The 14,184-nt window shown below is 48.3% G+C and carries 9 protein-coding genes; 6 read left to right on the top strand and 3 right to left on the bottom strand.

The window, feature by feature from the left end:
* Positions 1-134 precede the first annotated feature (134 nt).
* Positions 135-1,562: an asparagine synthase-related protein gene (locus tag MESINF_RS04490; RefSeq protein WP_169698727.1), complete on the bottom strand. Its 1,428-nt coding sequence runs from the start codon at positions 1,560-1,562 to the stop codon at positions 135-137.
* A gap of 672 nt (positions 1,563-2,234) precedes the next feature.
* Here MESINF_RS04490 and MESINF_RS04485 point away from each other — a divergent pair.
* The 5 genes from MESINF_RS04485 (at position 2,235) to MESINF_RS04465 (ending at position 8,540) form a co-directional block, all read left to right on the top strand.
* Positions 2,235-4,004 carry a GTPase family protein gene (locus MESINF_RS04485; protein WP_169698726.1) on the top strand — a complete coding sequence of 590 codons (1,770 nt, stop codon included), beginning with the start codon at positions 2,235-2,237 and terminating at the stop codon, positions 4,002-4,004.
* Between the two features lie 67 nt (positions 4,005-4,071).
* Positions 4,072-4,989, top strand: coding sequence for an ABC transporter ATP-binding protein (locus tag MESINF_RS04480; protein ID WP_169698725.1), 918 nt, complete (start codon positions 4,072-4,074; stop codon positions 4,987-4,989).
* A 12-nt stretch (positions 4,990-5,001) separates the two neighbouring features.
* Positions 5,002-6,165, top strand: a complete 1,164-nt coding sequence (locus MESINF_RS04475) for an ABC transporter permease (RefSeq protein ID WP_169698724.1) — start codon at positions 5,002-5,004, stop codon at positions 6,163-6,165.
* Complete coding sequence (locus MESINF_RS04470; RefSeq protein ID WP_169698723.1) at positions 6,158-7,222, top strand: ABC transporter permease; 1,065 nt, start codon at positions 6,158-6,160, stop codon at positions 7,220-7,222. The genes MESINF_RS04475 and MESINF_RS04470 overlap by 8 nt, the downstream gene beginning before the upstream one ends.
* A 124-nt stretch (positions 7,223-7,346) precedes the next feature.
* Entirely contained in the window at positions 7,347-8,540 is a 1,194-nt protein-coding gene (locus MESINF_RS04465; protein WP_169698722.1) for an FprA family A-type flavoprotein, read from the top strand.
* Between the two features lie 718 nt (positions 8,541-9,258).
* On the opposite strand, the gene MESINF_RS04460 is transcribed toward MESINF_RS04465, so the two are convergent.
* Both MESINF_RS04460 and nifJ read right to left on the bottom strand, forming a co-directional pair.
* A complete protein-coding gene (locus MESINF_RS04460; RefSeq protein ID WP_169698721.1) occupies positions 9,259-9,768 on the bottom strand; it encodes a ferritin family protein in 510 nt (169 codons plus the stop codon).
* 62 nt (positions 9,769-9,830) lie between these two features.
* Positions 9,831-13,358, bottom strand: a complete 3,528-nt coding sequence (gene nifJ / locus MESINF_RS04455) for a pyruvate:ferredoxin (flavodoxin) oxidoreductase (RefSeq protein WP_169698720.1) — start codon at positions 13,356-13,358, stop codon at positions 9,831-9,833.
* 318 nt (positions 13,359-13,676) lie between these two features.
* On the opposite strand from nifJ, the gene MESINF_RS04450 reads away from it, so the two are divergent.
* Positions 13,677-14,156: a hypothetical protein gene (locus MESINF_RS04450; RefSeq protein WP_169698719.1), complete on the top strand. Its 480-nt coding sequence runs from the start codon at positions 13,677-13,679 to the stop codon at positions 14,154-14,156.
* Positions 14,157-14,184: the final 28 nt, after the last annotated feature.

Genomic DNA, 14,184 nt, shown 5'->3' with positions numbered 1-14,184 from the left:
CCAGAAGACCGCTGAAGAGATCTCCGTATAACTCAGATTCTAAAACAATAATCCCCCACAGTACAATTATACTTTATTCGTCGTGCATCTTTTTATAAGCCATTCACAGCGATTTGTATATATTTATCTGTTTATCAATTGCGATATACGGTCTCTATGGCTCCTTCACAGTGGTAAACTTCTTTGAAAATATTGAAGTAAAGAGACTCTTCTTTGGTCCTTATACCGGCCTTCTCCCGATCTCTTTCGAACTGTTCCTGACTCACCGTCTCTTGTGCGTATTTTTCCATAAGATTGTAAGAACCCGCTCCGATACTGAACTTCTTCTTTCTTCTCCACACTATCTCGTGTGGCAGCTGGTCTTCGAAGGCCTTTCTGAGTATCCACTTCTCGGTTTTGTCTTTACCGTGCAGTTTCCATTCAATCGGTATGGAGAAAGCCAGCTTCAACATCTCCTGATCCATGAAAGGAACGTCGTATTCGATACCATGAGCCAGAGCCATTCTATCGTCTCTCTGGAAGCCTGAACGGTGACCGTTCTCGGTTATATGTAACAGCTCTGCCTCGATCTCCTCTCCGGCCCCGATCTTTTTCATATAATCGTACCCGGCGAAGAGCTCGTCAGCGCCTTCGCCCATAAAGACGAATTCACAACCGTTTTCACTGGCGAGTTTCGAGAGAATGAAATTCGGTATCGAGCTCCTGACAAGGAGCGGATCGAATGACTCTAGATGATAGATCACGTCCGGCAGAACTTCAAGCATCTCATCGAGATCGTAGAAATACTCCAGATGCTCGGTGCCCAGATGATCGGCGACAACTCTTGCGCATCCTGGATCTTCACCGTCGCTCTTTCCTACCGTGAAGGTCTTGAAACTGCCGACAAACGGCTTCAGGGAGGCCGCGATACAGCTGCTGTCCAGTCCGCCACTGAGGAAGATCGAGGGTTCGCAATTCAGAACTTCAAGTCTTTTCCTTATAGAATCCTCAAGGGTTTCTCTCACATCTTCGATGGCTTTTTCCTTATCGGTGGCGATCTCGCCGGAGTCGATGATTTCCCTGCAGGTGGAATATTCTTTGAAACCTTCCTCTCTGGTAAAATAGTGACCGGGTGGGAAGAGGGCAACTTCGTCGCAGTAAGGTGCGATCGCCTTCAATTCCGAAGCGAAGATCGTCTCTCTGCCTATCAGGCCGTAATAAAGCGGCTTCAACCCAATTGGATCTCTAGCAACTATCGTCTCTTTACCATCGTTCACAGCCAGTGAGAAAGAGCCTTCCAGTCGCTCGAGAAAACGTTTCCCGAGTTCTCTGTAAAGCTGTACGGTCTCCTCCGACCAACCCGATCCTGACGGAGACAGGAGAAAACCGTCGATGACAGCTATGCCTTCTGATGATGAATGTCGCAATTTTGAGGCCGAAAAGGCCCTGCCAGCAACGGAGGCCATCTGATAACCATCTACAGTTTCATAAATAGTTTTTTCTTCTCCCCTGTGTGCCATCAAGTCTAGAGACTCACCAAGGAGTTCTCTGTTGTTACCTGTAAATATGACTATTGCACTCATGCTTATCTCCTTTCGAGGGTAGTTCTGTTGGAATATACCGAACGCGGCTATTATCGGCTGGATTGTTGATCTGCTTTAACCGTATTATACCATATTGACAATACTAGACGCTATAACCTTTATTTTAAGCCATATTCAGTGATATTGTCTTGTTAAATTCCCACTCTTTCGAAAGATGGTGGAGATGCTGGATCAGGTCCGGCATGACGGGAAGGAGGAAAGACCGCGAAAATGGGGACTGACGGGCTCCTGACGTCTGTCCCGTTTTTCGCGAAGACCGGGATCCTGACTAGGAGTACGTCAGGATGACCTGAGGAGGCTGTCATCCCGTAATGCTCCTATACGGGATCCCGTTCTCTCGCTCTTCTCGTTCGCCTCTAAACAGAGGTAAGAGGAATGAGGTCAGAGGTAAGAAGATCAAGATCTTCACGCTCTTCACACCTCCCGCCTCTTACCTCTAGCCTCAGGTCCCCATGGACGGCTCTTCTACGCACTGCTATCCTCAACGAAGAACGAAGTTCCTAGCTCCGCAACGAAGAACCGCTCTTTCGAAGGACGGTTCTTCCCGTTCTTTCGAAGTATGAAATGACAAGCCTTCATGTTAACGAAAAGAACGCGATAGCATCGTAAGTATAATATAGTAAAAACCCTTGATCGATGGAGGAAACCAACATGAGAAGCATACTGATCAACGGAGAGGTCACTTATAATGCGACATCGCAGATATTAAACAGTAGTACCTTCAAGAAAATCCTCTCCGAGCTAATAAAGGACTCAGAGGAGAAGAAGAATTCACTTCTTCCGCTTTTTGAGCCGTTCTTGAAGAATACCGATACGGTTGACACCGCACAGAAGTACGATATAGAGGGGATAATAGAGCTTCTTCTGGCTCTCACGATCGATCCTATAGAGAAGATCGACGGTTCGCCTTACTACTCTTTCCCGAAAATGAGCAACAAGAAGGACCTGCTGGTAAGGTTCGTGGAGAGTCTCTTCTCTCTCTGGAGAAACAAGCACAGGTTCATTATCAAGCATGACGAATATACACCCAACAGGTTCGATAGAATATTCAAACAGATGCTATTGGTTAGAACCAACACAGATCTAAAAGGACTCGTACTCAGCATGTATCGTCAGATACTTATAAACGTTTCGGATATCAGGCTAAAAATTCTCAGGCAGGAACCGGGCGGCGCGCAGGTGGGTTTCATCGTTGACAGGCCCGTGGTGGACCCAAGGATTAAGCTCAAGAACGCCGGCTGGCTGTATGAATTGGAGTATGTCTGGAGTATAGTATTCGAGCCGCCAGTGATCTTTTACACCAAGTCGAACAAGCGCAGGGGAGTCTTCAAGGTCAACGACAGGCCCGTTCTCGATAGAATCGATATCACCGACCCCAAAGACTGGTTCGGCTTTCCGATACACGTTGGAACGAAACTTATATACGTCGTCGTTAATAAAGAGTATCTGGCTCTCGCTTCGGGATTGGGAAATCTCTTCGAGCTGGCCAGCTTCGACATAATAAAGAACAAAAAGCCTGATGGCATTTACATACTGGGTATCGATAATCAATTCTTCGAAGAGCCCAACGACTTCAACGGCGTGATATATAAAGAGAACGACGGTACATATGTTGGTTTAGTCGGAGACGATCCATCCATAGACTACTTCGGTTATATGAAGAAGATGATACTCACGATTCATAACCTGCTGGTTATAGACGAGGGGAGGCTTCCGATCCACGGAGCGCTGGCGCATATAAAATTGAGAAACGGAAAGAAGGCAAATGTCATGCTCATAGGAGACAGCGGCGCCGGAAAGTCCGAGACGCTCGATGCTCTCAACAGGCTCCAGGAAGAGGTATCGGAGGTTAACATACTCATCGACGACATGGGCTCGCTAGATGTCACGGCCGACGGGGCGGTCGTCGCTTACGGGACCGAAACCGGCGCCTTCGTCAGACTGGATGACCTCCAGCCGGGGTACGCTTACTCCACTATGGACAGAAGTATCTTCATGAATCCCAACGAGATAAACGCCAGAGTGATCGTCCCTTACTCCAACTATACGGAGATCATAAAACCGACCAGGATCGATTACTTTCTTTACGCCAATAACTACAACGAGAACGTGAAAGAGAAGATCGCTTTCTTCAAGAAGGCCGAGGATGCCAACGAGGTCTTTTCTAAAGGTGCGCGTATGGCCAAAGGAACCACGACGGAAAAAGGTCTGACGTACAGCTATTTCGCTAACCCCTTTGGGGCTGTTCAGAGAAGAGAGAAACATGAAACGATCGCGCAGCGCTACCTGAAGAGTATGATTGACGGCGGTGTAAAGGTGGGCGAGGTTATGACCCGGCTAGGGATTCATGGTTTCGAGATGGAAGGTCCGCTTCAGGCTGCTAAGGCTCTTCTCGAAGCGATCGAGGAACTCGAGTCATAAAATGTAAAAATAACAGCAAAAGTATGATATCCTTTGCTACGAGATCTTGTGAAAGCGGGGTGTTGAAGTGCCTAAAACGGCAATCAATGTGAGAAATCTGAAAAAGTATTACGGAGAAACGAAGGCAGTTGACGATATCAGCTTCAACCTCATGGAAGGTGAAGTTCTAGCCATACTCGGACCGAACGGAGCCGGGAAGACCACCACCGTGGAGATGCTCGAAGGTCTCAGAAGGCCGGACTCGGGCACAATCGAGTATTTCGAAGAGAAACTACCCCCTTCCAGTGACAGAGTGAAGGAAGAAATCGGCGTTCAGTTGCAGTCTTCGAGTTTTTTTGAGTATCTGTCGGTTAAAGAGACGCTCGACCTTTTCAGGGGACTCTACACCAAAGGTATTTCATCGGATGAATTGATCAAGGAGGTTTCTCTAGACGAGAAAAAAAAGACCTACACGAAGAACCTTTCGGGGGGCCAGCTTCAGAGACTGGCGGTGGCTGTATCGCTGGTGAATGATCCAAAGGTTATCTTCCTGGACGAACCGACGACCGGACTCGATCCGCAGGCAAGGCGAATGCTTTGGGAAACCGTTCTAAATCTCAAGAAGAAACAGAAGACCATTATTCTTACCACTCACTACATGGAAGAGGCCGAACATCTGGCCGACAGGATAATAATCATGGATCACGGGAAGATAATCTCCCGCGGTACTCTCGACGAACTCATAGCTTCGATAGAGACGGAAGATATAGTTTCTTTCAGAGTCAGAGGCGAGGACGAGATTCCACAGGAATTCCTTGAGATGGAGGGCCTCAAGCACGTCGAGAACAGAACATACGCGGTCACTACAAAAGACGTTGAGAGAGCTCTGGGAAGGCTGTTCGAGAGATCCAAAAAATTCGAAATACTGCTTGACGACGTAACTATAAGAAAGCCGAATCTGGAGGATGTGTTCATAACGCTTACCGGTCGAAAACTCAGGGACTGAGGGTGAGATTCGATGAGCAGAATGTTGAAGTTTACCTCAGGACTCTTTAAAAACGAAATCAGGGAGTTCCAGGTAATGTTCTGGAGCTTCATTTTTCCCCTGATTCTCTATTTCATCCTCACGTCGGTTTTTGGAGGAATGGCCACGGGGAATCCGCAGGGCATATCTTTCAATCTGGGAATTGTAAAGGAGGAAAACCTCACGGGCTTCGGCAGGATTCTCGACGAAGTGCTGGGAAGTATAAGCTCCAATGGAGGTCCCTTCGTACAGAAGGAATACGGCAATCTAGACGAGGCCTTAGAAGATCTCAAAAACGGCAAACAGGATATCGTGCTCGTGATCCCTAAAGGAACCAACGCAAAAATGACGGGATCGTTGATGCTCCAGGTTGGCGATGTGCCGCTACGTATGCATTACATCAGCGGAAAGGAATCCTCATCTATTGCTGCCAACATCCTGGGAGAGATCATGAATGAAGTGAACTTAGAGATAAAGAAGCGACAGGATGAGAACTATATAGACATAGCTTCCACAAACCACGTTGTCTCGGCCAAACAAGAGAAGGGCTTCGACTACAACGAGTACATCTTCCCGGGCGTGGCGTTGATGATGATTCTCTCTGTTTCGCTTTTCAACAGCCCCATCGGATTGATACAGTACAGAGTTTCCGGTACCAACAAGAAGCTTTACACAACTCCCTTGAAGCCTCTTGAGTACTTTTCGGCCCATTTTGTCAAGCTGATTTTCACGATGCTCATGTCGCTCGTGCTCCTGTACATCATCGCACTCACGGTTTACAGGGTTCAGGGAACTATCTTCGATCCGGGATTCATTCTATCGCTCATATACTCGATGCTTGTCTCGGTATCGTTTGGTCTGATGGTGGCCTCGTTCGCTAAAAAACTTTCGACCGCCACCGTTGTGGGACAGAGTCTTTACCAGGTGATGATGTTCATGGGAGGTCTCTACTTTCCCGTCTTCGATCTACCCTGGGGATTGAGATGGATAGTCTATCTGCTACCCACGACATACCTGGTGGAACTCAGCCGGCGCTTCATGGGTTACACGATCGCCCCGATTTCCATGACCTGGTTGATAGTCGTTCCCCTGATATGGATGATCTTCTCGGTGAGCGTCTTCGCGCTGAACTTCAGGAAGGTGATGGGTTATGAGTAAAAGCAAACTGAAGCCGATGTTCGTCGCATTCGCCAAAGAGGCTTTCAGAAACAAGCTGGAGGTCTTTTTCACGTTATTTTTCCCGATGCTGTTTCTGATACTTTTTGGCTTCTTCTTCAGTGGTTCCGGCGGGTACAGCAAATCTAAGCTGGGTCTCTTCCAGAGCGGAACAATGGATTTAAGGCCGATAATAGAGGAGTCCGGTGCATGGTCAGTCACCATTTACGAGACCAGGGATAAACTGCTCGAGGCCGTCAGCGGAGGAGAAGTTCTTCTGGGCGTCGCCTTTGACGGGGCAGTTATAGAATACAGCTACCAGGAAGGCGACTTGAGCCAGAGAAGCACCATAACGATGGCCCAGTCGAGCATTTCGGCCGCAGTTGAAAAGAAGATCAACGATGCCAAAACCGTCATAGTCCTTGAAAAGATACCTGAGACGGCTGGCAGGACGACGGCCACAGATGCTGACTATACCATGTCCGGAGTTATCGCAATCTCAATTCTATCGGCGGGAATGTTCTCTGTTATAAGCGTCTTCGGCAGGTACAGGAAGCGCGGGGTGCTCAAAAGATTCAAGATCACCCCGGTGAAACCCATGACCTTCGTTCTTGGAAGCACACTCACGAGGTTTTTGGTGAGTTTCGTCTCTATACTCCTCATAATCTTTGTGAGCAAGCTACTCTTCAAGACGACGTTCCAGATCGACTGGCCAATATTCTTGATCTCAGTGATAAGTTCGACGCTCGGCATGATGGCTCTCGGTCTCTTCCTAACACTTATCTTCAAAAATCCCGAGACGGCCGATTCCGCGGCGAGTATTCTGATGGTCATAATGATCTTCCTCGCCGGGATATACTTCCCGCTGGCTTTCCTGCCCGATTACCTGAGGGTAGTCTCGATGTTCATGCCGGTAAAGTACGTCGGCGAATTGATGAGACATTCTTTAGGAATAGAGCTTTTGTCGAATCTGGACTTCGTAGTTATAAACCTTGTACTCTCTTTGTGTGGAATCGCCTTGCTCTATTTCACCGGCAGGAGATATCTCAAGGCTTCCTGATTAGATATTCAATCTCGCAGACTGCAGACCGGAGAATATATTCTCCGGTCTTTCTTTATTCAAGAGAAATAGCGACCGGTGTTGTAGAATATTACCGACACTTTTATCTGAAAGGGGGAAAATAATGAGTCTTGGAATCAAAATTACCGATGGAATTCACTGGATAGGAGTGAACGACTTTGAAACCCACCTCTTCGAGGCTCTCTGGCCTCTGCCTAAAGGAGTGTCTTACAACGCCTATATGATCGTGGATGAGAAAGTGGTTCTCATAGATACGGTGAAGGGGCCTTACTTTTCGACTTACCTCGATAAATTGAAATCGTTGCTACCTGTGGGAAAGACGGTTGACTATCTGGTCGTCAATCATATGGAACCGGATCACTCGGGCTCGATAAAGGTTTTGAGGGAGGCCTTTCCGGAGGTCAAGATAATTGGCAACCAGAAAACGGCCGATATGCTTGGGGCCTTCTACGGGTTGACGGACAATCTGGTCGTAGTCAGAGATGGAGAGGAACTCTCCCTGGGCGAAAAGAGACTCGTATTCTATATGACTCCCATGGTTCACTGGCCCGAGACGATGATGACCTACGAAAAAAGTACCGGCGTTATCTTCTCGGGAGACGCCTTTGGTGGCTTCGGCGCACTAAACGGAGGCATCTTCGACGACGAGGTCGATGTGGATTACTACGAAGATGAGGTACTTAGGTACTTCTCCAATATAGTCGGAAGATACAGTGCTATGGTACAGAAGGCCTTCGAAAAGCTCAAAGGGGTCGATATAAAGATAATCTGCGCCACGCACGGGCCAGTGTGGAGGAACGATCCAGCTCACATCATAAACCTTTACGATCGATGGAGCAAACAGCAGACCGAAGAAGGCGTGGTACTGGTTTATGGTTCCATGTACGGCAACACTCAGAAGATGATGGAGGCCGTTGCTGCCGGCCTCGTGAAGGGAGGAGTCGAAAAGATAAGGGTTCACAACATTTCGACTTCACACCTCTCGTTCATCATAAGAGATATCTGGAGATTCAAGGGACTGGTTCTTGGAAGCTGCACGTACAATATGGAACTGTTCCCTCCGATGAAGCAGCTTGTGAACGCAATTGAAAACCGGATGATGGTAAACCGCAAAATAGGTATCTTTGGCTCTTACACATGGAGTGGCGGTGCTCTCAAAGAGCTCCAGGAATTCGCCGGCAAGTCCAAATGCGAGCGGGTAGGACCGGTAATAGAAGCCAAAAGCTCGCCGACGGCCGAAGATATAGATCGTTGCGTGGAACTGGGGATGAATATGGCAAAGGCTGTCAAGAGTTGAAATTTGTTCCTGGTGAAAAAAAGTACATAGAGACTTAAAAAAGGGTCACAAAAGGTTAATTGATAAGGGTCAAAAATAGACTAGAATTTAGACGCAAAGATCATGTAGAAGGTCCTGAAAATTCATAATCCCAATTGAATCGTTTACATAAACATGCTAAACCCCACCCCTGTTCGGAAATTTTCCCCAATTGAAAATGGGTCCTCAAAGAGAGGACCCATTTTACTTCTCCACCCGCAAAGTGAGAAGAACGAGATCCCGTATATAAAGAGCGAGATCCCGTATAAGAGCACTACGGGATGACATGAGTGGGGTGGTTAACGGGATGACAATCTCCTCACGTCATCCTGACGCGCTCCTAGTCAGGATGACGGTCTTCGCGAAAAACGGGACAGACGTCAGGAGCCCGTCAGTCTCTATTTTCGCGCAGGGCAGGCTCTTTCTTCCCGTCATGCCGGACCCCGATCCGGCATCGCGGTCTTACGCACAACGCACAACCAACAACGGTTCTTAGTAGGAGCACTACGGGATGACATGAGTGGGGTGGTTAACAGGATGACAATCCCCTCACGTCATCCTGACGCGCTCCTAGTCAGGATCCCGGTCTTCGCGAAAAACGGGACAGACGTCAGGAGCCCGTCAGTCCCCATTTTCGCGCAGGGCAGGCTCCACTATTTTCGCCAAACGAAATAACGGTTTTGGAAGAATGTACTTCTAATCAATATTTGTCCAAATCTGTTATTTCATCCCACTCTTCCAGATGACTGAACTCGGGGGATTCGGCCCAGTCTCTACCTTTACGAATGAAATCCATGAGGTTTTCGAGTATTATCTGGTGTTTGTTTTCCTCGGCCGCGAGCTTGATCAATATCTCTTTCTCGGAAGGCTCTTTGGTGACTTTCGCCTGATCGAGGTACAGTTTCACACTCTCTTTTTCCATTTCCACGGCATGTTCGTAGGCTTCCAGATTGGTTGCCTCGATATCGAAACACCTCGAGTCTTGAAGCATTTCCGAGAACATGTTTCTGGTGGTTTTGAAAGTGTAGGTTCCTCTGTACGTGTAATTCTTGTCTTTGAATCCCTTTATGATTTCATAGTGCCTCTGCTCGTCGTTGGCCAACATGGTGAAAAGCTGCTTCAACTGAGGATCGGAAGTGCACTCGGCCTGTTTCATGTAATAAGCCTTTCCATCGGTCTCGAGCTTCAATGCGTAATCGATTGCGTTCATCATATACCTCCTATCTGAAAGAAAGCGGGTGGTCTTTGACCACCCGCAGCCGTTATATCGCCTTATTCCGCAGCCATTTTTCTGTAGATATCGTATCTCTCTCTGGCATCCTGTTCGGCCTTCTTGAACAGCTCGTCGGCTATGTCCGGGAAGGTTGACCTCAGAGAACTGTACCTGACTTCACCCATCAGGAAGTCCTGGAAGGATTCGGTGGGCTCCTTCGAATCGAGAATGAATGGATTCTTGCCCTGTTCCTTCAGCAGAGGATTGTACCTGTAGAGGTGCCAGTAACCGGCCGCAACGGCCCTCTTCTCCTGCTCCTGGGTTTTCCCCATTCCTATTTTGATGCCGTGGTTTATACACGGTGCATAAGCGATTATTAGAGATGGACCGTGGTATTTCTCGGCCTCAGTCATGGCCTTCAGGACCTGGTTCTTGTCTGCTCCCATCGCAACCTGGGCAACATAGACATAACCGTACGTCATGGCCATTCTACCGAGATCCTTTTTCTTCGTTTTCTTGCCGGAAGCGGCGAACTTTGCGACCGCGCCTGCCGGAGTAGATTTGGACGACTGTCCGCCGGTGTTCGAATAAACTTCGGTATCGAAGACCAGTACGTTTATATCCTCTCCCGAAGCTAGAACGTGGTCGAGACCGCCATAACCAATATCGTACGCCCAGCCGTCTCCACCGAACACCCAGACCGATTTCTTGATCAGAAGATCCTTTCGTTCCTCGATTTCCTTCATGAGCTGGCTGGCCTTTTCATTCTTGCAGCCTTTGGATAGAATGTTTAGAATATCCAGAGCGGCGGCCTTGGATGCCTTCGCGTCTTCTTTTCCCTCAAGCCAGGCTTCGAACGGTGCCTTTACGTCTTCGGGAATGTCCAGCTTTAGAAGCTCCCGAATGATATCGGCAAGCTTGTTTCTTCCCTGTTTAATTGCCATGGCCATGCCGAAACCGTACTCGGCGTTGTCCTCAAAAAGAGAGTTGGCCCATGCCGGTCCATGGCCCTGTGCATTCACGCAATAAGGAGTCGCCGGTGCCGAGGCGCCCCAGATCGAGGAACAGCCTGTGGCATTGGCAATCAACATTCTATCGCCGAAAAGCTGAGTCACGAGCTTGGCGTAAGGAGTCTCTCCGCAACCGGCGCAGGCCCCGGAGAATTCGAGCAGGGGTTTTACGAACTGGCTGCCTTTGAGAGTTTCTACGTTCATCAGATCCTTCTTTTCGGAGATCATGGTGGCGAAGTTCCAGTTGGGAATCTCCTTCTCGAGTTGCGACTCGAGCGGTTTCATGATTAGAGCTTTGTTGGGGGCCGGACATATGTCGGCGCAGTTTCCACAACCGGTACAATCCAGCGGCGAGACCTGTATTTTGTACTGCAGTCCTTCAAAGGCTTTTCCACCGATTGCTTTCTTCATCTCGAAGGTCGCGGGTGCCTTCGAGGCTTCCTCGGCGTTTACCAGGAAGGGCCTTATCGCCGCGTGGGGACAGACGTAAGAACACTGATTGCACTGTATGCAGTTTTCAAGCTGCCACTCGGGGATGTCTATGGCTATTCCGCGCTTTTCGTAAGCCGATGTTCCGCTGGGAAATTCACCGTTCTCTCTTCCGACGAAGGCAGATACAGGAAGCTTATCGCCTTCCTGCCTGTTCATAGTATCGACAACCTTCTTGATGAATTCCGGTCTGTCGGAATTTTCAACCTTTTCATCGACCGCGTCTTTCCAGGCGGCAGGGATTTCGACCTTTACCAGGGCGCTTATCCCCTGTTCGACTGCCTTGTAGTTCATCTCGACGATTTTTTCGCCCTTGCGGCCATAAGATTTCACGATTGCGTCTTTCAGATGCTCTACAGCGTCTTCTATCGGGATGACGTTGGCAAGCTTGAAGAAGGCCGACTGCATTATCATGTTAATCCTGTTTCCGAGACCGATTTCAACGGCTATCTTCGTGGCGTCGATCGTATAGAACTTTATATCGTTTTCCGCCAGGTATCTCTTCATACTGGCCGGAAGATGCTTATCGAGTTCTTCGAGGTTCCAACCGGTGTTGAGAACGAAGGTGCCGCCCTTCTTGAGTCCTTCTAGAAGATCGTACTGATTGACGTAGGCCGGTTTGTGGCAGGCTATATAGTCGGCTTCGTCGATGAGGTAGGTGGATTTAATTGGCTTCTTCCCGAACCTGAGATGCGAGATAGTTACACCGCCGGATTTTTTCGAATCGTAGGCGAAGTATCCCTGAGCATAGAGTTTCGTGTAGTCGCCGATGATCTTTATTGCATCTTTGTTCGCTCCAACCGTACCATCGGAACCAAACCCCCAGAACTTGCAGCGGATGGTGCCCTCCGGTGCGGTGTTTATCTTGTCTTTGATTTCCAGGGACGTATTGGTAACGTCGTCAACGATTCCGATAGTGAAATGATCTTTCGGAGTAGAGGTCTTGAGATTATCGAAAACGGCCTTGATCTGAGAGGGGGTCGTGTCTTTCGAACCGAGACCGTATCTTCCACCGACCACGAGAGGTGCATCTTCGCGGGTGTAGAAAACCGTTTTGATGTCTTCATACAACGGCTCACCCAGAGATCCGGGCTCCTTCGTTCTATCGAGAACGGCGATCTTCTTGACTGTTTTTGGGAGCACTTCGAAGAAGTGCTTCGCCGAGAATGGTCTGTAGAGATGAACCTTGATAACGCCGACCTTCTCTCCCTTCTTGAGAAGGTAGTCCACTGTCTCCTCGATAGTCTCTGTCACCGAACCCATGGCAATAATAATATTTTCGGCCTCGGGATCGCCGTAATACACGAATGGTTTGTATTCGCGTCCGGTGAGCCTGGATATCTCTTCCATGTACCCGGCAACTATGTCCGGAACGGCATCGTAGAATCTATTGGAAGCTTCTTTCGCCTGGAAGAAGATATCAGGGTTCTGAGCCGTACCCATAGTTTTGGGGTGCTCGGGGTTCAGGGCGTCGTTTTTGAAGCGCTTGATGGCTTCGTAATCGACCAGCTTTGCCAGTTCCTCGTAGTCCAGCACCTCGATTTTCTGGACTTCACTTGAAGTTCTGAATCCATCGAAGAAATGCAAAAAGGGAACCCTGGACTTGATCGCCGAAAGGTGTGCGATCGAACCGAGGTCCATTATTTCCTGAACGCTTCCCGAGGCCAGAAGGGCAAACCCCGTTTGCCTGACGGCCATAACGTCGGAATGATCGCCAAATATCGAGAGAGCGTGACCGGCGATTGCGCGGGCACTGACGTGAAAAACTCCCGGTAGAAGTTCGCCGGCGATTTTGTACATGTTGGGAATCATGAGAAGAAGTCCCTGCGACGCCGTGAATGTCGTAGTTAAAGCTCCGGCTGCAAGCGAGCCATGAACCGCTCCCGCCGCGCCGGCTTCCGATTGCATTTCTATAACATCGACGACCTGACCAAAAATGTTCTTCAACCCGTTTGCCGCCCAGGCATCTGCGAGCTCCGCCATGGTGGAAGACGGGGTGATAGGATAAATGGCCGCCACCTCTGTGAAAGCGTAAGCGACGTGGGCGGCAGCCGTATTACCGTCCATTGTTTTCATTACTCGTGCCATTTTTTACCTCCTGGAATCCTTGAAGTTTTGGCTGATCTATATGGTTCATGATATACATGAATTTAGTTCAGTGCTCCGGTCACTGTTCATCTACATTATAGAACAAGTTGCAACAGCTTTCATGGACAGATTTTTTTTAGCCTGTGAACTGCATTAAACAACCTGTCGAAAAAACAGAACTTTCGCTAAGAAAAAAATAGAAAATACAACGAATAAAAATTAAGTCATAAATATCAATAAATAAAATAATTATCTTATCTTGCAAAATAAATTGATATATGATATAAAAATATGATCAAAATTCAAAGGGGTGATTTCATGGCATTATCGAGGAAACAGATTGCGATTATAATCGGGGCTTCCATTCTCCTGACGGGGCTCTTTCTTCCGGCGATTTCTCTGAACGCCAATAATCTGCTGGCAAACATTGCCGGTTCGAGCAACTATATTCAGGCCGACCAGACTTACGGTGTGATACTTCTATTGCTTTCGTTGATTGTGGTGACGCTTGCGATTGCGAAGAGATTCCAATGGGCGTTCATAGGAGCCGTTGCGGCTCTGGGAATACTCGTCTTCAGACTCGTCACCTTTCTTTCGGATATCTCTAAATTCAACTCTCTTCAGAGTAGCATAAATCCAGACCCGTTTTCGCCCGAGTTCGACGGATTCATGCGCATGACACAAGAGATAACTGTCGGCATTTCTCTGAACTGGATAAGTTGGATAGCTATGTTTGCGGGCTCGATAATAACAATAATCGCATTGCTGAGAGAAGATGAAATCAATGAAATCAAGTGAAGCGATTACCTTATATAAATCGAACACA

It is taken from the genome of Mesotoga infera, assembly GCF_900157305.1.
Taxonomy (GTDB): domain Bacteria; phylum Thermotogota; class Thermotogae; order Petrotogales; family Kosmotogaceae; genus Mesotoga; species Mesotoga infera.
Note: the sequence above shows the minus strand (reverse complement) of the source record. Positions and strands in the feature narration are given on the sequence as shown.

Coding starts and splice junctions, on each gene's coding strand:
- MESINF_RS04475 (WP_169698724.1), top strand. CDS start 5,002: ATGAGCAGAATGTTGAAGTTTACCTCAGGACTCTTTAAAAACGAAATC.
- MESINF_RS04465 (WP_169698722.1), top strand. CDS start 7,347: ATGAGTCTTGGAATCAAAATTACCGATGGAATTCACTGGATAGGAGTG.
- MESINF_RS04490 (WP_169698727.1), bottom strand. CDS start 1,562: ATGAGTGCAATAGTCATATTTACAGGTAACAACAGAGAACTCCTTGGT.
- MESINF_RS04460 (WP_169698721.1), bottom strand. CDS start 9,768: ATGAACGCAATCGATTACGCATTGAAGCTCGAGACCGATGGAAAGGCT.
- nifJ (WP_169698720.1), bottom strand. CDS start 13,358: ATGGCACGAGTAATGAAAACAATGGACGGTAATACGGCTGCCGCCCAC.
- MESINF_RS04470 (WP_169698723.1), top strand. CDS start 6,158: ATGAGTAAAAGCAAACTGAAGCCGATGTTCGTCGCATTCGCCAAAGAG.
- MESINF_RS04450 (WP_169698719.1), top strand. CDS start 13,677: ATGGCATTATCGAGGAAACAGATTGCGATTATAATCGGGGCTTCCATT.
- MESINF_RS04485 (WP_169698726.1), top strand. CDS start 2,235: ATGAGAAGCATACTGATCAACGGAGAGGTCACTTATAATGCGACATCG.